Here is a 25,283-nt window from a genome sequence, read left to right as displayed (position 1 = left end):
ATTTTAAGCGTATATTAAGTAGAGGTCAAAGTTAAAAGAGCCTCTCCGAAATGGAAAAGCTCTAGATCAAAGATTACTGTTTATCTTTATTGTTTATATTCATCGAGTTTATCACCAATCATATCGCCAAGTTGAAAACTGGATGATTCTTCTTCTCTTTCGTATTGTTCTATCTCACCTTTTTCTTTATCTAACTCGATTTCCTTAATGCTCAATGAGATACGTTGTTCTCCTTCATCCACGCTTAGGACTTTTGCAGTGATTTCTTGCCCAACTTCTAATACCTCTTCAGGAGTACCGATGTGACGGTTAGCGATTTGAGAAATATGTACAAGTCCTTCTACACCATCTTCAATCTCTACAAAGGCTCCAAAGTTTACAAGACGTTTAACAATTCCTTTTACTTTGTCTCCTTCTTTAATACGCTCTTCAATACCTGACCATGGGCCTGGTAATGTGTTTTTGTAAGATAAAGATATTCGATCATTATCTAAATCGACTGATAAAACTTCTACTTTTATCTTATCTCCTTCTGATAATACATCAGATACTTTATCTACATGGGTATGAGCTAATTCAGATATATGGACTAGTCCATCTACTCCGCCAATATCGACGAACGCACCAAAATCTGTTATACGCTGCACTGTGCCTTCCACAACATGGCCAGGTTCTAATGACTCAAGAATTTCTGCTTTTTTCTTTGATTGTTCTTCTTCGATAACTGCTCTATGAGATAATATAATTCTATTTTGTTCTTTATCCAAATCAACTATTTTTACTTCCAATGATTTGTTTTTATAATCGGAAAAGTCTTCTACAAAATAAGTTTCGACTAATGAAGCGGGGATAAAACCTCTTAGTCCTACATCCACAACAAGTCCACCTTTTACGACTTCCTTAACTTCTGTCACAAATGTTTCATTGTTATCATATTTTTCTTGTAGTTCTTCCCATGCTTTTTCTGCATCCACCATTTTTTTAGAAAGAATAATTTCTTCATCTTCAACTTTCTTTACTTTTAATGTTAATTCTTCTCCATCTTTCACTACATCGTTTGGATTTTCTACATGCAAATTGGATAATTCACTTATAGGAATAATTCCTTCTGACTTCTGTCCGATATCAACTAATACTTGTTTTTCATCAACTTTTACCACAGTTCCTGTAACAGTACTTCCAACTTGTAATTCATTGTTTGATTCCGCCATATGTATTCACTCCTAAACACAATTTAAAAAACAATCTATTTATTTGTAGAAAAACTAACATTTTCCTTTTATCTAAGTATAACATGAAAACCACTTTGTTAATAACTTCTTACAATAAATACAATTTGTCAAGTAAATTATTTTATAAAGAGTCTAGATATTCGTTTACTTTTCCTAATATATTGTCTGTAACTTGCTCAATTGATAATGAAGTAGTATCAATCGCAATGGCATCTTTTGCTTGAATTAGTGGTGAAACTGTTCTATTTGAATCTCGTTCATCTCTTTCCTTAATTTCTTCTTTTAACTTTTCTAAATTAGTGGGAATTCCTCTTCTAATATTTTCATTATATCTTCTTTTTGCTCTTTCTTCGACAGAAGCTATTAAAAATATTTTAACTTCTGCATGAGGTAGTACATGAGTTCCTATGTCCCTTCCATCCATGACAACACTGACATCATCAGCGAGGTGTTTTTGTCTTTCTACCATTTCTTCACGAATTAACGGATGCTTTGCAATAAATGAAACAGAGTTTGACACAGCTTCCGAACGAATCGAATCAGTAACATCTGTACCATCTAAAAATACTTTTTGAGTAGTATATTCCCCATTTTGAGTTAAAGTAATCTTAGTTTTTTTAAGCAATTCATATAAGGCTGTTTCATCTTCTATATTAATGTTTTGATTAATTGCTTTTAATGTTAGAGCACGATACATAGCTCCTGTATCAATATAAACAATAGATAGCTGTTTGGCGATTTTTTTTGCAACCGTACTTTTACCGGCAGCTGCAGGTCCATCTATTGCAATTCTTATTAGTCTATCTTTCATTTATTCATTCCCCCTACCAATATGAAACTAACCTAATTGTATGAAAAAACTTGGCAAAATGCCAAGTTAACGTGTTTATTATTTTAATGTATTTCTTTTTTCCTTAACTCCCTTTGTTTATTAAAACAATAATACATAATTTTGTCTTGCTCAGTTGTACCATTAAACAAAAATTTTATAGATATCATATGTACTCCTGCACTCTGATGAATTCGGATAATCTCTGCATTTGTGTTAAAATACTCGTAATTGGCTGAATCCATTTTCAGAACAAAATATATCTGAACGATTTGTTTTTGTTTAAGTTTCAATTTAGAAGGTACTATTACACATGCTCCTCCTGCACTAATATCGTAAGTTACGGAAGTAAATGGTGCAAAAGAAGTATCTGGGCAATGTAGGGCGATATCAATAGAAGTTTCGATTCGGACAAATTCTCGCCGTTGTATTTTACGTATCTCTTCTTTTTTTGGTATAGGGATCGCTAATGCTGGGACAGTTAATTTGTTATACTGCAAAATATTCGATGTAAATTCGTATACTTTTCCTTTTTCCATAAATGTGATAATTAAAGGTTGCTCAAGTGGTATGAACACACTTTTATTCGTCATTATTTCAATTGGATAATCAACAAATATTAAATTATTAGCTGTATCAATTATTTTACAACGATAAGATGAATTATCCGAATTTGGATTGGTAATAACAATTGAATCACCGATATTCATTTTTACACCTTCCGATTCTTTTAGGTAATTTAACCTATTAACTAATTCTATTATGACATAAATTGTCTTAAAACGGAAGTGTGTTAGGTAATTTATACTATTATTTAGCGCAAGAGCTCTCGAACTCTTGCGCTCCTTTACAACGATTTGTTTATAAACTAGCCTCGAAATTTGTTTCGGTTCCACTTAATTTTTCTACTTTTTCTTCCATACCGTCCTCTGCATTAATAAAAATGCGGTATGTTTCATTTTCTAATATTCCGAGGAATTCATACGTTAATACTTCTTCATGTAGATCATTTTCAATTAAAGCAAGATGTTCTTCTTCAATTTTCACGTTCTTGTTAACAAAATCTTTTGCTTCTTCGATAGACAATGTAGGTTCCGGTATTTTTCTATCGTGATGATTCATTAAAAAGTTCTTAGCATTAAAACCAACTATATCCCCATTATCTAAAGCAACTTTTATCACCATGGAGTCAGGATAAATTCGTACGTTATTTTGTGAATAGACAAATGAAAAAACACCCGTATTATCGAATTGTTGACTTTGTAAAGGGATCATATCTTTAAAATCAAATGTTTTGATATAATCTTCTGCTTTCATTAATCCATCATTTAGTGAAAGTTTCGGTTCATTTATAGGGCGATCAACTAAAATTTGGATAGGATGTGCACCTTTCTGTGTGATATCCATATAAACACTTTTACCATCTTTATATGAAACAGAATACATTGGAACATCGGCACCTTCACCAGATTTAGTAACAATTAAGTTAACGTTATCGTTAATGGAGAATAGATTTTTACTGAAATCCCTTATTTCATTTTCACTTTTCCATTCCCCTGGTACGTAGTTAAATGAATGGTTCTTTGTTGAAATTTCCATTAATGAAGAGCCTTCGTCTCCTTCTGCAAACTCTCCAACTTTCTTTTCTACCGTTTTAAACCCATCAATGATGGTATTATCTTTTTGTTCTTCTTCTGTTGCAAGTGCTAATTCTACGTCCATCCACCGTAAATTATTTTGTAAGGAAGTATATTGCACTTGTCTTAATTCATCTTTGATGTCTGCTGCCTGCGAATACAATTTTTCTAAAGTATTTATTTCTTTATCTGTCAATGGCTTGTCATTTAAGTCTCTAATTGCAGTGCGATAAGTGAAATCCCCAATTTGTGATAAAAATTCCTCTGTTTTATTAAATGGTAATAATGTTAATGGAAGTTGTCCTACATTTGATAATGCTTGAGAGCTTAAACGCCATATATCGACAAATTGTGGTGAAAGTCTCTCACCGGAGTTCATTGCTAATGATGTACCGATCTTATCATGAAGTAAATCCATATGATATGATAACTCATGAAAAGATCGTTGATAATTGTTCTCTGCATGTATGAGTAACGCATTTTTTTCTTCATGTTCTTTGTAACCCCAATAGCCTAGACCCGCAATTCCAATGGATAAAACTGCAATAATTATTGAGCGAATCATTTTATCAAAACCTTTCTATTTACAGAATATATGTTTCCCGATTTGCTTAATTTGTGGGCGGGTCCATATCCATGCTGAAGTAGCTGTCTCTGGATTAAAATAATAAAGTGCATTTCCAGTTGGGTCCCATCCATTAATTGCATCTAAAACAGCTCTTTCTGCTGTTTCGTTTGGCGTTAACCATATTTGTCCATCTGCTACCGCCGTAAAAGCTCTTGGTTCAAAAATTACTCCTGATACCGTATTAGGAAATGTAGGGCTTTTTGTTCTGTTCAAGATCACTGCTGCCACCGCAACTTGTCCTTCATAAGGCTCTCCTCTTGCTTCACCGTGAACTGCATTAGCCATTAATTTAATATCATTTTGTGAAAAACCCTGTGGTACATTTACTGCACCAGTTTGTTGGGCAGGTTTATTTTGTTGGTTTGTTGGTTGTTTAGCCGGTTGTTTATTTGTTTGATTTCCTTGTTGAGCATTTGATGGTGGTTTCTTTGTTTTGTACATATTTTGCTTCACTTCTTGTTCATTGTATTCGGTTGCTTTGACTAATTTATCCTTTGTCTTTGCGCCAGCCATACCATCAATATCCATACCGAACTCATACTGAAAGTTACGTAAAGCCCAATATGTACGCCAATCGAATACACCATTAATTTCCCCCGTATAAAACCCAATATGTTTTAATCTAGCCTGAAGTTCTATCACATCATCTCCAACCGCTCCATGTTGAAGTATTTGGGGACTAAATGCATTTACTTGTTTCTGTAAAAATGTTGGCCCATTGATCGATAATGTAATAAGAATTAATACAAGTAAAATTTTTCGGTAATTCATACTCTTTCCTCCAAGTCAAAAAGTTGTAATAGTATTTTCTGATTAATTATCCTTTTTATTCATTTTCGTTACGTATTTTTCTAACTTAATATTAAATAACTTAACTTTCACAGCGTGAAATAGCTAAATAAACCTTGGTATTATTAGGATGTATAGAGATTCACTTCCTATCAATTAACTGGTTATTTGAAAATACTATATTCAAAAAAGATATTTCATGTCGCATTTGATGAAAACTGTACAGTAACTTTAGAAAGTAATTAACTTACCGCTACGGAAATATGTCTCGCTTTCCATGGGCGGCTGATGAGCCTCCTTGTGCTACGCACTGCGTAGTCTCATCTAGGCCTATGCTCCCCTAGGAGTCTCCACATATTTCCTACGCTAGGATGATCATAATAGTATGATGTATGTTTCAATTTTTCTATTGGTTGTTTATAGCGAAGGACCATTGACTCCTGTGGGAACAGCACGTGTCCGAAGTCTCCGCAGAGTGGTTTTCTCAAGGAGGCTGAGGCCGTACCCACGGAAAGCAATGGTCTGTAGCGGAATTCAACCTAGTAGTTATTGCACAGTTTACGTTTTTTGTGCAATATAGTTTTATCATGATAAGGTTGTCAAGATATCAATTAGAAGCATTTTCGGGTTAATCTACGTATCTATTTAGACACACTTTGTTGGTGAGAATTCGGTAAATAAATAAAAAACCTTCTACTTTTAACTTGTAGAAGGTTCCTAATTTTATTCATTTTTCATTATCGATTTGACAATTTTACTGCCATGCCATCTCCCATTTTCAATAAATGTTTCGTTGCCATTATATCCAGAAATGATAACTCCTGCGACATAAAGATTTGGTATATTTGTCTCAAATGTCTCTTCATTTTTCACTGGCTTACCGCTTTGTCTATCCACTTGAACGCCAATTCGTTTTAGAAAAGATATATCAGGCTGATAACCTGTCATGGCAAACACTACATCATTTTTTATACAAAACGTTTGATTTCCTACTTCATATATCGCTTCTTGTTCTCGTATTTCTTTAACATTCGCATTAAATATCATCTTTATTTTTTGTTTCTGAACGAGTGCATCAAAATCGGGTAGAATCCAAGGTTTAATACTTTTCGAATAGGATGCTCCTCTATATAAAACTGTTATATTGGCTCCTGCTTGATATAATGCTAAGGCCGCATCGATAGCAGAGTTTTTACCTCCGATAATAGCCACATCCAAACCATAGTATGGATGAGCTTCCTTAAAGTAATGCTTTACTTTAGGAAGTGATTCCCCAGGTACTCCTATATATTGCGGTTGATCATAATAACCAGTGGCTAAAATAACATTTTTAGCATAATATGTTTTTGTTCTGTTATTTTTAATCGTTTTAACTTCGAATATTTTATTCTTTTTTATGATATCTGTTGCTTTTTCATACGCATGAACCCGAATATTATTTCGGCTGACAACATCACGATAGTATGCTAAGGCGTCATTACGAACAGGCTTATATTTCTCAGTAACAAAAGGGATATTTCCAATTTCTAGATTACGACTAGTACTAAAGAAAGTCTGATGTGTTGGATAACGATAAATGGTATGAACAATATTTCCTTTTTCTATAATAAGTGGGTTAATATCGTGTTTTTGTAGCTCTAGAGCACAGGCTAAACCGCACGGACCTGCCCCGATAATAATCGTGTGTTCCATTCTGAATTTCCTCTCTTAAAAATAGTTATAAATAAAAGAAAAGAATCTGCAAAAACTGCTTTATGAGAGTTACAATACCGAGCGAAAATCTCTGTAACTCTACTCGCAGAACATGCAGATTCATCTGTGATAATACTTTATATTACTGAAATACGTTTATACCCAGCCGCGGAATCTAGAAGCTTCAGCCATTTTTCTAACTCCTACCATATAAGCCGCTAGACGCATGTCAACATTTCTTGTTTGAGCAGTATTATAAATAGTTTCGAAAGATCTTTTCATTACGTCATATAACTTTTCTTCAATTTCCTCTTCTGGCCAATAATAACCTTGGTTATTTTGTACCCATTCAAAATACGATACAGTAACTCCTCCAGATGAGGCTAATACATCCGGTACTAGAAGCTTTCCTCGCTCCGTTAATATTTTGGTTGCTTCCATTGTTGTTGGACCATTCGCTGCTTCAACAATTATGTCAGCTTTTATATTAGGAGCATTTTCTTCAGTGATTTGATTTTGTACTGCTGCAGGAACCAAAATATCACAATCTAATTCTAATAATTCTTTATTTGTAATTGTATTTTTAAATAACGTTGTCACTGTTCCAAAACTATCTCTGCGATCTAATAAGTAATCGATATCTAATCCTTCGGGATCGTGTAGAGCTCCATAAGCATCTGAAATTCCTACCACTTTAGCACCTGCTTCATGGAGAAATTTAGATAGGAAACTCCCAGCATTACCAAACCCTTGAACAACAATTCTAGCCCCTTCAAGTTCAAAACCACGTTTTTTCGCAGCTTCTTCAATACAAATGGTAACCCCTTTGGCAGTAGCGGATTCTCGACCATGTGAACCCCCAAGAACAATTGGTTTACCAGTAATAAAACCAGGATTATTAAATTCGTCTATTCGACTATATTCATCCATCATCCATGCCATAATCTGTGAATTTGTAAATACATCAGGAGCTGGAATATCTTTTGTAGGACCAACAAACTGACTGATTGCTCGTACATACCCTCTACTGAGACTTTCTAATTCACGAAAAGACATTTCACGAGGATCGCAAATAATCCCACCTTTTCCGCCTCCATATGGTAAATCAACAATCCCTGCTTTTAAGCTCATCCATATAGCCAACGCATTCACTTCAGTTTCGGTTACATCGGGATGGAATCTAACGCCACCTTTTGTAGGTCCAACTGCATCATTATGTTGAGCACGAAAGCCGGTAAACACTTTGACCGACCCATCATCCATTCGGACAGGAATTCTAACTTTTAACATTCTTAAAGAATCTTTCAGTAGTTCGTAGACTTCTTCAGGATAACCTAACTTATCCAAAGCTTCTTTTACAACAGTCCTTGTTGATGATAAAATATTCGACTTTTCATTTGCTTCTTTACTGGAATCTGCTGCTTTTTCGGCTACCATGAGTTTACCTCCTATGATTAACATATAAAATGTAAATAATAGCTATTCTTTAGTGTTAGTATACACCTTTAAGTCAAATATGCAATATTAAAATACTTGATATGATTGATTTCCCTTTTAAGCTGCTATTAAAACAAATTAACCTACTGTTAACTGAACAAATCTCTCAATCATTTCTTCGTAACTCAGATTATTTTTGCTAGCGGAATCTGGGAATAAACTTGTCGGTGTCATACCAGGGAGTGTGTTTACTTCCAATATATAAGGTATACCGTCGTCTGTTAATAAAAAGTCTGCTCTGGAATATGTTTCACATCCAAGTACTTGGTGAGCTTGAACGGCATAGCGTTTAATACGTTCCGTTATCTTTTCATCTATTCTTGCTGGGATAATGTGTTCACTACCGCCTTGAGAATATTTTGATTCATAATCATATAATTCATTCTTAGGGATAATTTCAATGATCGGAAGAGCAACTTCTTCATTCATTTTTCCCATAATTGGTACAGTTAATTCTTTCCCTTTAATAAATTCTTCGACAAGGATATACTCATCACTTTTAATAGCTTTTTCAATAGCAACTTCAGTTTGGCTCTCTTCCTCTACTATAGTTAAACCTAATGTTGAGCCCTCTCTATTTGGCTTGATCACGAATGGAAATGTGAAATTGCTATGTATTTCTTTTACATAGTCTTTGATCGATGAATCCTTTGTTATTTGATACCTTTCCCCTTTCGCAATAGGTATTTGTTTTGTAGCAAATAACTGCTTAGCTTTAAATTTATCCATAGCCAATGCAGAGGCCATGACGCCTGAACCTACGTAAGGAATTTGTAACATATCGAGCAAGCCTTGAATACTTCCATCTTCTCCATACTTACCATGAAGACCAATAAAAACCAAATCTACTTTTAGCTCAATAATTTCATGTAATCGTTTTGGATGAAAGTCGATTCCTATTACTTCATGACCATTCTTTTTTAGAGCTTCTACTATTCCCTTACTTGAAGAAATAGAAACGTCCCTTTCTTTAGAAACTCCACCATAAAGGACAGCTATTTTCAACGTGTCCACTCCTAACCTAATTAATAATTAAAATAAATTTTGAGCCAATTTAATAAGAATTCAACTAAGAATTGCCCTTATAATTCAATTCATGAGGCAAGTTATTATCCTTATACAAAAATAAATCGACTCAAGTTATTAAGTTAATAATAGCATTTTTTTTTCTATTACACTATTATATGTTGGCATATTTAAAATGTACTTTTTAATGAAATCACTTGACACTCTGCTCTCGTCTGTAAGCGAAACGGTAATAACGTATAACCATAACCTTCTGTAATAATTACATAGGTGTTTTTATATTTAAATAGCCCGCCATTTTCATAAAAACCATGACCAACTATGCGAATTTGTCCTCCGTGTGTATGACCGGCCAACACAAGATCAAATTGTGATTTATACTTATCTTTTAATTCATAGAAGGAGCTTGGCTTATGCGTAAGTAAAATGGTGAATCCGTCATCTAATTTTTCCCAATCTAGGTCTGGCACTTTTTCACTATCGGCATAATAATTAAAACCAATTAAATTAATTTTTGAATCTCCAATAATTAAAGGAACCACCTTGTCTTCTAAAATAATAACACCTTCTTGATGAAGAAGATTAATTAATGTTTCTTTATCTATTTCGAGGTCATTATTTCCCCAGACAAAATAAATTGGTACGTTGAATTGTTTTAACTTTATAATATTTTCACGCAATCGAGATAATGGAACATAACGTTCAATGAAGTCTCCACCAATGAAAATTACATTAATTGGTTCTTTGACTTTTTGCAAAGTTAAATCTTTTATCTTTCTTCTATGTACATCGGCAATGAAAAAGATTCTATAATTATTAAATTGGGTAGGAATTTTTTCGTGTGTTACAGAAAAACGAGTGATAAAGTCTTTATGTGCTTTATAAACCATATATATAACGAATAGAATACATACGGAAAGAATCCCTAAAACAATTTTGAGCAACGATGTTTCCCCCATTCTCGGGATTTAATTAAAGAAATGGATTAATTTTTCACCAGCAACGAAATAAATAAGTGTTACTATAATAATAAGCAAAATCAAAACGCTAAATAATCGCATTAAAGGCGAATTAAAACTTACATTTACTTTTTGTTTAGGTTTTGTATGAACCTCACTTCTAGGGGGTAAGTTTAATACATCTACTTCTATATAGTCGTTGCTCGTTTCCTCATCTTTACTCTCTTGTTGGTCAATTGGCTGATTTGTTACTTCAGCAAACAATTGTTGTAATTTCTCTGCTTGATTCTCTTCATGTTCCATGGTCATTGAGAAGCACCTCACATTTTATATTTAATATAAATTCCAAGTAAAAAGTCGACAGTAAAATGAAAAGCAATTACAACCAATAAGTTCTCTGTTACATTAAATAAATATCCTAAAATAAAACTAATTAAAAATACTAAGATTAATAATAGTGGTTTTTTTAAATATCTGAAATGTACTAGTGCAAATAAGGTGCTCGCAAATAAATACCCGAATGATGTTTGAATCACACCTCGAAAAAGAAATTCTTCTGATATTGCAACTACAATTGATATGAGAAATATATTTCCCAATGATTGGTTTTTGAATACTTTCTCATTAATACCTCCGTCATCAAAATATCTGGGAGGAACAACAGAATAAAGAATAATTTCTATGATAACGATCGCTATCGCCGGGATAATGCCTAACATGATGATTTGTTTAGCATCTAGATGAAAGTATAGAAACCAGTTACTTAAATGTGGGAAAAAGAAAAAACTTAAACATATACTTATTATAAAGAAGATACATTGTGATAATAACAGTTGCTTTCTTAACTCTTCATCCGACATGTTCTTAATAATTTCCGCCTGTTTCATCTTTATCTCCTATAAGTAATTTTTGAGCTAACTTTTCTTGCCAATTATTAGTAGCATCATCCATCTGTTCCTCCATACCTAGCTGTTCATACTGTTTTAAGGAAAATCCACAATGGCTGCAACAGTCTGTCTCTCTTTGTTGCATGGAGTTCTGAAAATTTTTATATAGTTCTTTTCTTAAACAATTAGAGGAATGAATCCACTTGGTCATCTCGTTAAATTGATTAAATTTATTTTGTATTCGTAGTGTGCAGAACTGTTTTATTTTTTTTAATGAGATGTTCCACTCATCTTCATCATATAAAATCTCATTTAATTTTATCATACCATGTGTTTCAAATTGGTATTGAAGAAATCTCCATTTTGTTTCCTCTATTTGAAACAAATTATTTATTTCTTCCCGTTCTTCAGGTACTTTTTTTTCTTCTAAAAATAATGTATGTAATTTATTAATCACATGCATTATTTCCTGTTCGGAAGGAATCTCATTTTTAATGATTTGTAAAGGTACATGCTCATCTCCATTACGATATAGTACAATACTGGCACTATCTTTCCCATCTCGACCAGCTCGTCCAATTTCTTGAATAAAAGATTCAATTTGAGTAGGTATATGGTAATGAATGACGAAGCGAATGTTTTTTTTATTAATACCCATCCCAAAAGCGCTTGTACAGCAAACAGCATCCAGTTGGTCATTCATAAACTGCTGTTGTATTTTTAAACGGTCACTATTTTCCATCCCGCCATGATAATAAGCAACTTTTCTATTAGGGATATTCCGAGACAAAAGATGAGCAATTTTTTCCGTCATTTTTCTGCTTGAAAAATAAATGATTGTAGGTTGTCGGTATGTTGTTAATAGCGAAGAAAGAATCGATAGTTTTTTTTCTTCGCCTCCAGTAATTTTATGGACAATTAATGAAATATTTGGTCGATCCATTGGAAATACATGCATTTTCATGTCTGGGCATTTTAATTTATTCTTAATATCATTCTGTACCTCGTTTGTTGCTGTTCCTGTTAAAGCTAGAACGGTAGGCCTTCCTAATATATTTATAATGTTTGCTAATCGTAAATAATCGGGTCTAAAATCATATCCCCACTGGGAAATGCAATGGGCTTCATCAATAACAAATAAAGCTACATTGATTTGTTTAAACCTAGATAAAATTGATTCTTGCTGTAATAGTTCTGGAGAAACATAAACAAGTTTATAATGATGTAGTTGATTTAGTGTTTGTACTCTTTCAATCTTGCTTTGAAGACTATGTAAAGCAACTACTTCTTTATAATAGAAAGATTTAACTTGTCGAACTTGATCGATCATCAACGAAATTAATGGGGATACGACAACAGTGATTCCCGGCAACATTACCGCTGGTAGTTGATAACATAAGGACTTACCGGAACCTGTTCTTAAAATTCCTAATACATCGTCTCCATTTAAAACACTTTCAATGATTTCTTTTTGCCCTTCTTGAAAATGTTTATAGTTAAAATATTTTTGTAAATTAGCGTAAAGATTTTTCACCGTAAACACTTTATTCACTTCCGTTTATAGCTCATTTAACTTTGATAATACAAGCCGGATTTGAAAATAACTTATATTTTGATCTATATTATCCTTTATTTCTTTTAGCTTATAAGACTTTACAACATTGATAGCTTGTAAAATTTCTTTACGATACGTATCTGGAACATAGGCCGATAGATTAAAGTTCTCATCATACAATGCTATTTCAACAAGGTGGTCATAAATCGTATTCAATTTAAGTTGTCTTGTACGAGCAATTTCTTGTAAGGACAAACTTTTCTTTAATAAATGATTTGTATATTTGGCTGATTCAGTCAAGTTATTCTGAGGAAGTAAGTCTTTTCCTATTGTAAATAATAACTTATATTCCTTCATTTTATTCAATATCAAATGAACAGTATTAATTGTTATAATGTGAACATCTTCAAGGGTATACCCCGATTTTATAGCTAGTTGTTCCTTTGTAAGCCCAATAGATTTATAACTAGTAAACTGACTTATAAATAGTGACGGATGGTCAGGTGGCAAAAATGTTAGAATGGAGGCAAGTTCCTTATAAAGCAAGTTTAAGTTCTCGCTAATATTGTATCTTGTCTTACGATAGTATTTTTTCACCCAATCCTCTATTTCTTTATTCTCTATAATTGGAATATAAGTAGAGTTTTTCTTTTTACTATTAGTCCAAACTTGTATAAGCAGTAAAAGCCGTGCAAAATATATTTGGTCATAAGACCGATAAGAATTTCCATCTAAAAAAGTTGTTTCTAACTGGTTATGTACTACCACTTCTGTCCCTTTTTCAGTAAGGGTATAATCATTAGAATTATCATTTGAATATAGTAGTCCTTGATCGACAAAATCATGTATGTAAGTATAAAATCGTTCCTTCGATAAATCTTTATAAATACCGTAAAAAGAGGTTAAATCATAAAGTTGTGCATCTTGAATCGTCTGTATGGATTGCTTTCCTTGCAGTAAATAATATACAGCAGAAATAGAACGATCTTTTTGCATTCTTAAGTAGCATGTCAATAAAATATGCGCAAACAACAACCAGACCTCCTCTTAGCTTTGAGTATATTTTACTATATGTTATCCAAACTTCAAAACTTCTTCATTTGATTTCCTAAGTCACTTTCAGTTATGAAATTGATCCTACTGACAAAACTTTCTCTTAAATAAAAAAGAACTCATCCTCGGATGAGTTCCAAATATGAATTATTTCATTAATTGTTGTTGAATAGGAAATCGATTTTTCGCATACTTTTTTAATAAATGTGTAATGATCGGATACAATAACATAATAAAAATTACATTACCTATTGCGTGATACGTATCAAATGGCAGCCCTACAATATAATATGGCCAGAACTTTCCTGCTACTTGATACGTTGTCAGAGAAATGATAACCCCGTAAAAATATCCACTCAAAATACCTATTAAACCGATAACAGACAATGGGATTCGCGGGAAGTATTTTCCAATTATACCACTAATAACTCCAATTAATCCCCATGAAATCACTTGCCAAATTGTCCAAATACCCATACCTAATAAGATATTTGATAAAAATGTAATAATTAACGCGAGTATTAGAGCGGATCCCGGACCAATTAAAATTCCACAAATAATAATTAATGCTGTGACAGGTTGCACATTAGGTATAAAAGCAAGTACAGAACGACCGACAATGCCTAATGCGGCAAATATTGCAAGTAAGGTTAGTTTATATGTATTCAAAACGGTTTATTCCCACGCTTGTAAATCAAAAACAACGTGGTCTCCATCTTCTAATTCATACTCTGTAGCACCAACCATCGCCATTTCATCATTCACAAAATACATCCAAGCTTTTTGTTCATCTTCTTCCGGTGCTACACCGTCGATGGAATTAATAAATCCGCCATCTTCTTCAATATCAAAATTTTCCTTCATTACATCCATTAGAATCTCATTCTCTTCAATTTGAATTTCTTTTTCTGATAGTATTTCTTTTCCTTCATCTTTAGATATAGTGACAAGAACTTGAGTCTCTTGTACTTCTTCTGTCTCTTGATTCGCATTTTCTTCCTGTGTTGTATTTGCGCTATCATTGGAACAACCAATAAGTAAAAATAATGTACTCACTACTGTAAAAATAGAAACCAACCATTTCTTCATTTTAATACTCTCCTTTTTTAGACATAAAAATTAGAAGTACGTTTTCCTTCGAAACGACATTCTTTTTTAGAATTAAGGCAGGTATTCTGACTTCGTAATTCATCCTACTCCAAGCACCTTCCCGTATAATACAGTGGTTTTTCGCTTGTTTCGTCCTTACTTACAGTTGCGAGGACAGTTCTAGATTTTCACTAGATTCCCTATTATGCACAAGTGCACCTTAATTCTTTCCTTGGTATTTAATTTTATTGTGGAATTTTAAAACTGAATGTTGTACCTTCATTTACCTTACTTTTAACTTGAATCGTTCCTTCATGAGCTGAAACAATATGTTTGGCAATTGCAAGACCAAGTCCTGTACCCTTTTTCTTCTTATTCCTAGTCCGAGATTTATCGGCCTTATAAAAACGTTCGAAAATAAATGATAAATCTTCTTCAGGAATACCGCTACCATTATCTTCGACTTCAACATAAAAGTAGCCGTCTTTGGAACGAACAAGAATATGAACAAAACCATCTGGCTTCGTATGTCCCAGTGCATTGTCAATTAAATTAGTGAAAACTTGTTCAATTCTATCTTGGTCAATTGTAATGATATTCTTTTCAATCTCTTTTGTCAATCGTAATTGAATATTATTTTCATCTGCCATTCCAATGAATTTTTTATAAATTCGTTCAATAAATTGTTCTACATCAATAGATTCTAAGTTTAATTCAATATGGCCTGCTTCCATACGTCCAATATCTAATAATTCATTTACTAGACGTCCCATTCGAAGAGATTCTTCATGAATAATACTTGCGAGTTCATTTTTTTCAACTGTAGACTCGGCAATATCATCAACAATAGCCTCACTATAACCTTGCATTAACGCAATAGGCGTTCTTAATTCATGAGAGACGTTTGAAATAAAGTCTTTTCGTAATTTATCTAACTGCCGTTCTTCGGTCATATCTCTAATAACGGCTACTGCTCCGCGTACATATGAATTATCATATAATGGGGTCATAATCATTACCCAATCTCGACCTTGTAAATTGAGTTCTTGCAAAACTTCTTTTTCTTCTTTGATAACTTTTTGAAGAATTAATTGTAAGTCATCAGGAAGTTGGTCCTCATATTCATCAAAGCGAACATTATTTTCAAAATACCAATCTTGTATAAATTGTTCAGCAGGCGGGTTAATAACAATGATTTTACCTTCTCGTGTTAATGTAATTACCCCATCGGCCATCGAATTTACAATACTTGTTAACTGCTCTTTCTCTTGTCGAAGTGCATTGATATGGAAATTAAGCTGTTTACCCATTCGATTAAATGCAATTGCTAATTCACCAATTTCATCGTGGGTTAAAACAGGTAATTTAGTATTAAATTCACCTTTCGCTAAATCAATTGCTGCCTTCCTCATTTGTATTAATGGAGCAGTAATTCTTGTAGACAGGAAGAATGCAAAAATAGTTGTTAGCAGAATGGCAATCGCTGCTGCGACAAAAATTATTTTTGTCGTTTCCGCTTTCGTCTGATTTATTACGTCTAGTGACTGAAATACAAAGATTGCTCCGCCTTTATGAGGGATTGGAGTCCCAATGACCATTATTTCTGTTTCGTCTTCTAGAATGGTCATTTTTTCATTGTAAGGTGTATGCTCAGTAATAGCCTTCATTAAACTAGGATTGTTTTCAGGTGATATAGCATCTAGATTTAACAAATGTTGATTCGTTGTCTCAGATGCCCATATCTCCCCATCTTCAAAATAAATTATAACTCTACTTGTAGGATCTTTTACTCGCTCAACCATTTCAGTTATCAATGGTTTTTCATCATGTTCTTCTACTAACATGGACATTTTAGAGGCAGATTGCACCATTGCTTTTTCGGCTTCTTGCACGTGAAAACCTTCAAAAAATTCTAATAATAATATGGTAAGGATAAATAAGACAAAAGAAACTAGCAATAATATCGTTATTGCTAGTTTTCCTACTACACTACGCCAAAACATTACTTATCCTCTACCTCAAGTTTATATCCGATTCCCCATACTGTAACGATCATTTTAGCAGCTTCTTTCGATATGCTCGTTAACTTTTCACGTAACCGTTTAACATGCGTATCGACTGTTCTAAGATCGCCAAAGAATTCATACTGCCATACTTCTTTTAAAAGGTCTTCACGTTTGTAAACTTTGTCAGGTGATTGAGCTAAAAATACAAGTAATTCATACTCTTTTGGAGTTAATTGTACTTCTTGGTTATTTGATGTAACACGGTAAGCATCTAAATCTATTGTTAAATGTGGAAAAACTATTAAATTATTTGTATGTGAAGCCCCGTCTTGGAGTGCAGTACTACTTGTCCGTCGCAAAACAGCTTTGACTCGCAAAACAACTTCTCTTGGACTAAAAGGCTTTACAATATAGTCATCTGCACCTACTTCGAAGCCTTGCACTCTATTTGATTCTTCACCCTTAGCCGTTAGCATAATAACTGGAGTCATTTTTTCTTTACGCAATTCTGTACATACTTCAATGCCATCCATTTCAGGCATCATTATGTCTAATAAAATAACATCATAATCATTTTCCAACGCCAAATCTAAGGCTTGCCGGCCGTTTTCTGCTTCTTCAACGATAAAATTATCTCGCTCTAAATACATACGTATTAATCTTCTGATTCGTTCTTCATCATCGACAACTAACACTTTCTGATTATCGTCCATTTGAAAAACCCTCCTCTTTCACCTAGCTACACTTTAGTATAATTGAATTTCTGTTAAAAGTATAAATTTTATATCCAATTAGTAATTTTTATGAGCTTACGCATATGAATGCAGTCCGGCTAAGATAAGGTTAACAACGATAATATTAAACATGATAATTGCAAACCCTATTACAGCTAACCAAGCGGATTTTTCTCCATGCCAACCTCTTGATAGTCTTAAGTGTAGGAAAGCAGCATAGAAGAACCAAGTGATAAGAGCCCATACTTCTTTAGGGTCCCATCCCCAGAATCTGTCCCAAGCAATTTGGGCCCAGATTGCAGCAAAAATGAGTCCTCCTAACGTAAACAATGGGAATCCGATTGCCACTGAACGATACATTATTTCATCAACGAGATGCGGTTTAACATTTTTCAAAAATGGTTGAACCCATGCCCCAATTCTTTTTCGTAAGACAAGTCGGATTAATCCATATAAGATGCTACCTGTTAAAAATGACCAAATTAATGTATTTAATTTTTTTGGAGCATCTTTTCCTTGCATCCAATCAGGAGCATTAAATAATGGTGACATTTTATCTTCGGTCAATAACTCTCCACCTTTTGGTCCGGCTATTGCAGGTAAGTGATAATCCATTTGAACAACTCTACCGTCTTTAGGAACTTCAAACGACGCGTTATAATCCATGGCATTAAATGTAGTTGTAGTAATGATAAATCCTAAAGCAACAATCAAGGAATAGAGAATTATTTCTAACCATAATGTTTTTTTGTTAAAAATTGTCTGGTCAATCTGTTTGATCAAATAAATTAATCCCGCAACGAAACTGACCGCTAAAACCCCTTGAGACAAAGATACAGTGATTACGTGTATAAATAACCAATGACTTTGTAAAGATGGAACAAGTGGTGAAATTTCAGATGGAAACATACTTGCATATGCGATAATTAACATCGATATAGGAAGTGCAAATAAGCCCAATATACTTAGTCGATAAATAAAGTATATAATGATAAATGCAAGTACTAAACTCATCCCTAAAAATGTTACAAATTCAAACATATTACTAACCGGAGCATGTCCTCCAGCTGCCCATCGAGTAAAGAAGTATACAAGTTGAGCTAAAAATCCAATGATAGTAAGTGAAATAGCGATCGTTCCTGCAAACCCTTTTTTCGTCATATCTGCAGTCCGTTTATCTCGGATAGTCGCTCCGAAGAAGATCGTAGCGATTAAGTAAACAACAAACGCAGTATAAAGAGCTGTACTGCTTATACTTGTTAAATCATTCATTAATATGTCCTCCTAGGCCTCTTTTTCTACTTCTTCCTGGTCAATGACCATTTGAATATCTGTGCCTTCGATTGCCTTTTCAATGTCTTTTTTAAGTCCAAACCAATTTTTATTTGTGTGTGCAGCTAGTAATATTCCTTGTTCTTTTGGATTAATCCATATTCGGCGATGATGCCAATACATGCCTTGTACAACTCCAATCATAAATATTGCTGCTCCAACGATAAAGAGAGGCAACGTGTAATCACGTCTAACGGTAATACCACTGGCATATCGCATTTCAAAATCTAAAATTCCTAATTTATATTTATTTTCTCCAGTAGCATCAATGTTTTTTCCAATTCCAACAAAGCTTACTTCCCCTTGATCTGAATTTGGAGGGAATACATTAAATACGAATGCTGGGTTTCTTGGAAACTTAGAAACTGATCTAGGTTCTCCATCCTCTAATTCATAATCAGGGTAATACTGTGTAACTTGTACTTTAATTCCATTGTCTAGATCATAGGTTTTTTCAGGTGAAGTTAAATCAATAGTCAGTTCTCCTAAAGCCTTTTGATCAGCATCAGCTTTTTCATAGACTTTAAATGTCATATTAGCAAATTCATTCTCTTGATATCCAGATTGATATAATGTGTATCCATCAAACTTTAATGGTTCATTCATCCGGATAGAACTTTCCTTCACTTTTTCTAACTCTGGTTCTTGTCCGACAATCTGATTATCTTTTGCTTTATAAATAATGGCATCTGTTTGGTAATTTTTATGTACCAGTTGGCCCTTTCTTTCCATGGCTGCTTTAAAACGTTCATCATTTTCGTCATATAATTCTAACAAAAATCGTTTGTTTTCAATATAATATTCCCCATCCGTACCCGGAATCAGTTTTTGCTCTCCTTCTCTTACCCATACATATTCATCTAAATAGAGAAACGGCGTCATCCTTAAAAGGGCAGCAATTAAAATAATGATTAATCCAATATGATTCACATATGGTCCCCAACGAGAAAACCTGTTTTTTTCCGCAAGAATATTGCCATCCTTCTCAACAATTTTATACCGCTGTTTCTTTAAATTAGATACAAATGCTTTCTTATGTTCATCAGAAACAACATCTGTTTTACTAAATAATCTTTGTCTGCTAAGAAAAGTATTATGCCGTTTAGGTTGCTGAATTTTTAAAGCACGGTATAAAGGAACAAAACGATCAATACTACAAATAACTAAAGAGACTCCAATTAACGCAATTAAAATCATATACCACCAAGAACTATATAAATCATACAAGCCTAATTGATAATAGATTTTTCCTGGAAGTCCATACCAATCTTCATAAAAAACAGCCGGATCACGATTCTCGGCTTCCGGAGGAATGTACATTTCCTGAGGGAAAATAGTTCCTAGTCCAGATGCAATTAGTGCAATTATAATTAGCATTACTCCTACTTTTACAGATGAAAAAAAGTTCCATGTTTTATCAATGATTGTTCGATTATATGTTTGTGATCTTCTTGCTGTACCATCATAACGCATATTTAATAATTTAGTTTTATCATTTCCATCAATGTGTTGGTTCTCTTCAATTGGTTTCCCACATGATTCACAGAGAACCGTACCTTCAGGATTAACATGCCCACATTCGCACTTTATCTTATCCATCAAAATCCCTCACTAAAGTTATAAATTACTACGGTTGTATTTCTTTAAAGTAACTTTCCAATTTCTCTAATGTTAATGCTCCAGCGACCTTGTCCACAATTTCACCTTCCGAGTTAATAAAAAAGGTGCTCGGAATTGGCCCGACATTATATAAATCCATTACTTCAGTTTTTTTATCATGAAGTACAGGGAATGTCAGGTCATATTTGTCAATAAATTGGTGAATTACTAAATCACTCGCATCTAAACTAACTGCTACAATCTCAATGTCATCTTTATATTCCGGGTACAGGGATTCCATATATGGCATTTCAACTTCACATGGTTTACAATACGTTGCCCAAAAATTAAGCATTACTCCTTTTCCTTCAAGGTCACTTAGACGTATCTTTTCAAGATCATTGTTTTCATTTATTTGTAACAGTTCAAAGTCTGGAGCTTTATCTCCTACTTTGTAAATTTCTTTATCTTTATTTAAGTTTGTAACTAATGCAAATACTACTGCACCTACTAGTATTGCCAAAACAACCGTCCTAAATATAAAACGTTTCTTCATTTTATTGCGTTTATTTTTTCGCGCATCTTCAAGGACCATCTTGATCACTCCCAAACACATTATAACACTTATTAGTAAGTAATATTTGTCTATTGTTTAACATTTTTAGACGCTTGCATTGTTAATTGGTGAACTTCCTGACGTGTTAAAGGGCGGAAACGACCTGGTTGAAGCTGTTTTAGTGTAAGTGAACCATATCTTTCTCGCTTAAGCTTCAATATCGGATGACCAATCTGATCCATCATTCTTCTTATATGACGATTTTTACCTTCATGTAAAGTGATTTCTAAGATCATCGTTTCCTTTTTTTTATCAACAGAAATTACTTTATAGTTCATAGCTTTTAATAGTTCCCCATTATCTGTGACGCCTTTAATCATTCGATTGAGAGAGCTCTTACTAGGTATACCCTTAACTTTAGCGACATACACTTTTTCAATTTCATGCTTGGGATGCATTAATAAATGAGCAAAGTCACCATCATTCGTAAGCAGCAATATTCCTGAAGTAGTATAATCTAAGCGCCCGATTGGGAATATTCTTTGCTGGACGTCTTCCATCAAATCAATCACTGTTTCTCTTCCTCGATCATCTTCTACTGCTGAGATAAAGCCACGTGGTTTATATAATAAATAATAAACAAATTTTTCTTTCTCTATTGGAACATCATCTACTGCAATCTCATCCTTAGGAGAGACTTTTGTACCTAGAGTTGTGACTACTTTGCTATTTACTTTTACCCTCCCAGAAATGATTAATTCTTCAGCTTTTCTTCTTGAGGTAAGTCCACTTTGGGCAATCACTTTTTGTAGTCTTTCCAAATTAGTTGACATTGTATCACCATTTCTTTATTTAATATGTATTATTGTATAAAAAATAGAAATTCAAACATGGACACATCTATTCGCTAGTGACCATTAAATAATCATAGCACAATTAAAAGCGGGAACAAAAGTGAAAGAACCTTGAATATAAAGAGAATTAATAAACGTACACAAAAAAGAAAAAACGTTAGATGATATATCTAACGAATAACTTGTGTATTTATTTTTATCCATTTATGTATTCTAGAGATTTCGAGAGTGAAGTTTTAATTAATTTTGCTTAAAATAGTATTCTCAACTTTCGCAACGTGAAATAGATAAATAAACCTTTGTAATACTGGGAAATTTAGTGATCCACTTCCTTAGTTGTTTTTTCAATTATCTAGTTGATTGAAAATATAACTCTATACCAAGGTATTTTATCGTCGCATTTGATATAGACTGTTCAGTAGTGAAAATTTGTAAACCGTGTAACTGCATCGTTGATTTCCGCCTTCAGGCAGTTTGCTTTCACCACAGGCATAAGAGTGACATCATTTCAAGCTACGCTAACACTCGCTTTCACTGTGTCTCCTTTACCGTGGGCACGGCTTCAGCCTCCTCGGAAGCAAAGACCACTTCCTACGGGGTCTTCAGACTCGTGCTGTTCCCACAGGAGTCGACTGCCCTCCGGCTTCAATCACCATTGTGATAGTAGTATCAAAACGTGCAGAGCTGTTAACAGGCACACTCAGCGAAGGAAATATGTGAAGACTTCTGCGGGAGGAAAGGCCTCGGTGAGACCCTGCCCCGGCAAGGGGTATGCAGACGTTGCCCTCAAAGGGCGATTTTAGTCTGCCTTCCTTCAATAGTTGAGGAGGCTCAACAGCCGCCCGCGAAAAGCGTAGCATATTTCCGTAGCGGTAAGGTAATTACTTTCCAAAATTACTGCACAGTTTATATCTTTTGTGAAACATCTTGATCATGAAAGGTTTGTCAAGAGAATAATTGGAAGCCTGTTCAAGTTAATCCGCGTATGTGTTTAAACTCACTTTGTTGGTGTGACAGTTAAGAGTCTATTCTATCCAAAAACTAATTTCACAATAATAATTGCTACTGAAATCCCAACTAAATCTGCAAGTAAACCTACTTTCAAAGCATAACGCATCTTCTTAATACCAACTGCTCCAAAATAAATTGTAATAATATATAATGTTGTATCTGTACTACCTTGCATTGTTGCTGCTAATCTCCCAATAAATGAATCTGGACCATAATGTTGGGTTAATTCAGTTGTCATTCCAAGAGCGGCGGTTCCTGAAATAGGACGGATTAGTGCTAAGGGGACAATTTCAGGAGGAACACCGATCAATACTAACAGCGGTGTAATAAGATTTATAAACGCCTCTAAAGCCCCTGAACTTCTTAAAATAGAAATAGCTACAATCATACCGAGGAGAAAAGGCAGCAGAGAAAAAGCCATTTGTATCCCCTCTTTTCCTCCTTCAACAAATAACTCATAAGAAGGTAACTTTTTGTATGAGGCAATTACTAAGACTATTAATATAAAACAAGGAATAATATACGTGCTTACGGATGTAATAATACTCATTTATAATCCCTCTTTATCTTTAGTCATATGGTAAAAAAAACGATCTAGTAAAACTGCAGATAAGGAAGAAAAAATGGTTGCAATAATTGTAGTACCCACTATTTCAGTAGGAGCGACAGAATCATATTGCATTCGTATTGCGATAACAGTTGTCGGTATTAATGTTAAACTGGAAGTGTTTAGTGCTAAAAATGTAATCATTGATCGAGAAGCAATTGGTGAGTTGCTAAGCTTTTTCATTTCTTCCATTGCTTTTAGACCCATAGGGGTAGCTGCATTTCCCAAGCCAAACATATTCGCTGTTAAGTTTGATAAAATATAGCCAATCGCTGGATGGTCTTTAGGGATCTCAGGAAACAATCTATAAATGACTGGTCTAAATATTATTGCCAATACGTTTAATATCCCAGCAGTTTCTGCAATTTTCATGATTCCCAACCAAAATACGAGAATACTGATCAGACCAATTGATAAAGTTACTGCCTCATTAGCGCTTTGAAATAATGCTTGATTTACCTGGTCCATCGTCCCATTAAAAATAGCATAGACTATACCAATGATCGCCATAAAAGCCCAGATTAAATTAACCATCTTTATCAAACCCTAAAAGACTTTTAACCATTTCAATTAAATGACTCGTAAATGAATCGTTACCCGTTTCGGAGTAATAAACAGGAACTTCTAAAAGTTTTTCACCATCTAACAAATAGGTAATGGTCCCAATTTTTGTTTCCTCTGAAGTAGTTTCACTCACATCTTTGATAATGGCTTTTTTTCTAAGACTTGTATATTCTTCTTTTCTAAGTGGCAACAATATATCATCCTTGATAAGCCCCGTTATTAACGATTCTCCTGAAACAAATATTCTCTGTCCCTTACTTTCCAATTTAACTAATGAATGTTCATTAAATCCCCATTCAAATAGAGCTGTATGATCATTCCAATCGTCTGGTCCATCTAATGTCACTACTATTAACGATAATGAATCTTTTTCGGCTGTAGTAACAAGAGTTCTACCGGCTTTTTTCGTAAAACCAGTTTTTCCTCCGGTACAATAGTTATAGTATTGAGTTAATAGTTTGTTCTTATTAATCCATTTATACGTTCTATCTTCGGATTGATAGTTTTCAGATGCAGAAATTTCTTTGAAAATATCATTCTCCATGGCATTTCTCATAAGTATGGCGATATCATATGCAGAAGAAAAATGCCCGTCCTCATCGAGTCCATGAGGGTTCGCAAAATGTGTATTAGTCATACCTAAGTAACGCGCTTTTTCATTCATTAATAAAGTGAAGCCTTCAACACTTCCACCAATATGTTCAGCTATTGCTACTGAAGCATCATTCCCAGAGCGTAGCATAAGCCCATATAGTAAGTCCTTCAATGACATTTTTTCATTTTCTTGAAGGTAAATGGAGGATCCTTCAGTATGTACGGCTCGCTTACTCACTTTAACCATGTCGTCTAAGTTACCTTGTTCAATAGCAATTATTGCAGTCATTACTTTTGTTATACTTGCGATAGGTCGTTTTTCATGAGCCTCTTTTTCAAATAAGATTCTCCCAGAACTTGCTTCAATCAATACTGCATTATTAGCCGAAACAGACAATTCCTCAACTGATTGTCCAATTGGCGGAAATAAAAAAAAGAACAAGATAAAAAATAAAATTGTGCGAATCAAAAATAGGCGCATAAATTTCCTCCTATCCAATGGATATAGTCTATTTTATGCGCCTTAACATGACATATGATATATTTCTTATTT

At 33.8% G+C, this 25,283-nt stretch carries 24 protein-coding genes and 1 riboswitch; all 24 genes read right to left on the bottom strand.

Annotated features, from left to right (window positions below):
- Nucleotides 1-86: 86 nt before the first annotated feature.
- Nucleotides 87-1,211, bottom strand: coding sequence for a 30S ribosomal protein S1 (gene rpsA / locus SPD48_RS03360; protein WP_336256652.1), 1,125 nt, complete (start codon nt 1,209-1,211; stop codon nt 87-89).
- Nucleotides 1,212-1,353: 142 nt separating this feature from the next.
- Nucleotides 1,354-2,043, bottom strand: coding sequence for a (d)CMP kinase (cmk, locus tag SPD48_RS03355; RefSeq protein ID WP_336256651.1), 690 nt, complete (start codon nt 2,041-2,043; stop codon nt 1,354-1,356).
- Between the two features lie 83 nt (nt 2,044-2,126).
- On the bottom strand, nt 2,127-2,771 hold the full coding sequence (locus SPD48_RS03350; protein ID WP_336256650.1) for a flagellar brake protein: 645 nt from the start codon (nt 2,769-2,771) through the stop codon (nt 2,127-2,129).
- A gap of 151 nt (nt 2,772-2,922) precedes the next feature.
- Nucleotides 2,923-4,263, bottom strand: a complete 1,341-nt coding sequence (gene ypeB, locus SPD48_RS03345) for a germination protein YpeB (protein ID WP_336256649.1) — start codon at nt 4,261-4,263, stop codon at nt 2,923-2,925.
- Between the two features lie 15 nt (nt 4,264-4,278).
- Nucleotides 4,279-5,097, bottom strand: a complete 819-nt coding sequence (gene sleB, locus SPD48_RS03340) for a spore cortex-lytic enzyme (RefSeq protein WP_336256648.1) — start codon at nt 5,095-5,097, stop codon at nt 4,279-4,281.
- A gap of 741 nt (nt 5,098-5,838) precedes the next feature.
- Nucleotides 5,839-6,807 (bottom strand): YpdA family putative bacillithiol disulfide reductase, encoded by a 969-nt coding sequence (locus SPD48_RS03335; RefSeq protein ID WP_336256647.1) that lies wholly within the window; start codon nt 6,805-6,807, stop codon nt 5,839-5,841.
- Nucleotides 6,808-6,963: 156 nt separating this feature from the next.
- Nucleotides 6,964-8,244 carry a Glu/Leu/Phe/Val family dehydrogenase gene (locus SPD48_RS03330; protein ID WP_336256646.1) on the bottom strand — a complete coding sequence of 427 codons (1,281 nt, stop codon included), beginning with the start codon at nt 8,242-8,244 and terminating at the stop codon, nt 6,964-6,966.
- 138 nt (nt 8,245-8,382) lie between these two features.
- Nucleotides 8,383-9,309 (bottom strand): D-alanine--D-alanine ligase, encoded by a 927-nt coding sequence (locus SPD48_RS03325; RefSeq protein ID WP_336256645.1) that lies wholly within the window; start codon nt 9,307-9,309, stop codon nt 8,383-8,385.
- Nucleotides 9,310-9,500: 191 nt separating this feature from the next.
- Nucleotides 9,501-10,274 carry a metallophosphoesterase gene (locus SPD48_RS03320; RefSeq protein ID WP_336256644.1) on the bottom strand — a complete coding sequence of 258 codons (774 nt, stop codon included), beginning with the start codon at nt 10,272-10,274 and terminating at the stop codon, nt 9,501-9,503.
- A gap of 24 nt (nt 10,275-10,298) precedes the next feature.
- On the bottom strand, nt 10,299-10,598 hold the full coding sequence (locus tag SPD48_RS03315) for a hypothetical protein (protein WP_336256643.1): 300 nt from the start codon (nt 10,596-10,598) through the stop codon (nt 10,299-10,301).
- Between the two features lie 11 nt (nt 10,599-10,609).
- Nucleotides 10,610-11,176, bottom strand: coding sequence for a CPBP family intramembrane glutamic endopeptidase (locus SPD48_RS03310; protein ID WP_336256642.1), 567 nt, complete (start codon nt 11,174-11,176; stop codon nt 10,610-10,612).
- Complete coding sequence (locus tag SPD48_RS03305) at nt 11,154-12,719, bottom strand: RecQ family ATP-dependent DNA helicase (protein ID WP_336256641.1); 1,566 nt, start codon at nt 12,717-12,719, stop codon at nt 11,154-11,156. The genes SPD48_RS03310 and SPD48_RS03305 overlap by 23 nt, the downstream gene beginning before the upstream one ends.
- Before the next feature lie 15 nt (nt 12,720-12,734).
- Nucleotides 12,735-13,763 (bottom strand): helix-turn-helix domain-containing protein, encoded by a 1,029-nt coding sequence (locus SPD48_RS03300; RefSeq protein WP_336256640.1) that lies wholly within the window; start codon nt 13,761-13,763, stop codon nt 12,735-12,737.
- A gap of 168 nt (nt 13,764-13,931) precedes the next feature.
- The gene (locus SPD48_RS03295) at nt 13,932-14,453 is read right to left on the bottom strand and encodes an ECF transporter S component (protein ID WP_336256639.1); all 522 of its coding nucleotides are present in this window, start codon (nt 14,451-14,453) and stop codon (nt 13,932-13,934) included.
- 6 nt (nt 14,454-14,459) lie between these two features.
- On the bottom strand, nt 14,460-14,873 hold the full coding sequence (locus tag SPD48_RS03290) for a DUF4430 domain-containing protein (protein ID WP_336256638.1): 414 nt from the start codon (nt 14,871-14,873) through the stop codon (nt 14,460-14,462).
- A gap of 59 nt (nt 14,874-14,932) precedes the next feature.
- A riboswitch (cobalamin riboswitch) is annotated at nt 14,933-15,111 on the bottom strand.
- Nucleotides 15,112-15,118: 7 nt separating this feature from the next.
- Nucleotides 15,119-16,876: an ATP-binding protein gene (locus tag SPD48_RS03285; RefSeq protein ID WP_336256637.1), complete on the bottom strand. Its 1,758-nt coding sequence runs from the start codon at nt 16,874-16,876 to the stop codon at nt 15,119-15,121.
- Entirely contained in the window at nt 16,876-17,592 is a 717-nt protein-coding gene (locus SPD48_RS03280) for a response regulator transcription factor (RefSeq protein WP_336256636.1), read from the bottom strand. Before SPD48_RS03280 ends, SPD48_RS03285 begins: the two co-directional genes overlap by 1 nt.
- Nucleotides 17,593-17,688: 96 nt before the next feature.
- Nucleotides 17,689-18,885: a c-type cytochrome biogenesis protein CcsB gene (gene ccsB / locus SPD48_RS03275; protein ID WP_336256635.1), complete on the bottom strand. Its 1,197-nt coding sequence runs from the start codon at nt 18,883-18,885 to the stop codon at nt 17,689-17,691.
- Between the two features lie 12 nt (nt 18,886-18,897).
- Nucleotides 18,898-20,544: a cytochrome c biogenesis protein ResB gene (gene resB / locus SPD48_RS03270; RefSeq protein WP_336256634.1), complete on the bottom strand. Its 1,647-nt coding sequence runs from the start codon at nt 20,542-20,544 to the stop codon at nt 18,898-18,900.
- A gap of 28 nt (nt 20,545-20,572) precedes the next feature.
- The gene (gene resA, locus SPD48_RS03265; RefSeq protein WP_336256633.1) at nt 20,573-21,139 is read right to left on the bottom strand and encodes a thiol-disulfide oxidoreductase ResA; all 567 of its coding nucleotides are present in this window, start codon (nt 21,137-21,139) and stop codon (nt 20,573-20,575) included.
- Nucleotides 21,140-21,189: 50 nt separating this feature from the next.
- Nucleotides 21,190-21,933: a pseudouridine synthase gene (locus tag SPD48_RS03260; protein WP_336256632.1), complete on the bottom strand. Its 744-nt coding sequence runs from the start codon at nt 21,931-21,933 to the stop codon at nt 21,190-21,192.
- Nucleotides 21,934-22,984: 1,051 nt separating this feature from the next.
- The gene (locus tag SPD48_RS03255; RefSeq protein ID WP_336256631.1) at nt 22,985-23,515 is read right to left on the bottom strand and encodes a spore maturation protein; all 531 of its coding nucleotides are present in this window, start codon (nt 23,513-23,515) and stop codon (nt 22,985-22,987) included.
- Nucleotides 23,516-24,106 (bottom strand): nucleoside recognition domain-containing protein, encoded by a 591-nt coding sequence (locus SPD48_RS03250; protein ID WP_336256630.1) that lies wholly within the window; start codon nt 24,104-24,106, stop codon nt 23,516-23,518. It lies immediately after the preceding gene.
- A complete protein-coding gene (locus tag SPD48_RS03245; RefSeq protein ID WP_336256629.1) occupies nt 24,099-25,211 on the bottom strand; it encodes a D-alanyl-D-alanine carboxypeptidase family protein in 1,113 nt (370 codons plus the stop codon). The genes SPD48_RS03250 and SPD48_RS03245 overlap by 8 nt, the downstream gene beginning before the upstream one ends.
- Between the last annotated feature and the right edge of the window lie 72 nt (nt 25,212-25,283).

Source organism: Pseudogracilibacillus sp. SE30717A, assembly GCF_037071985.1.
GTDB lineage: Bacteria > Bacillota > Bacilli > Bacillales > Amphibacillaceae > Pseudogracilibacillus.
Note: the sequence above shows the minus strand (reverse complement) of the source record. Positions and strands in the feature narration are given on the sequence as shown.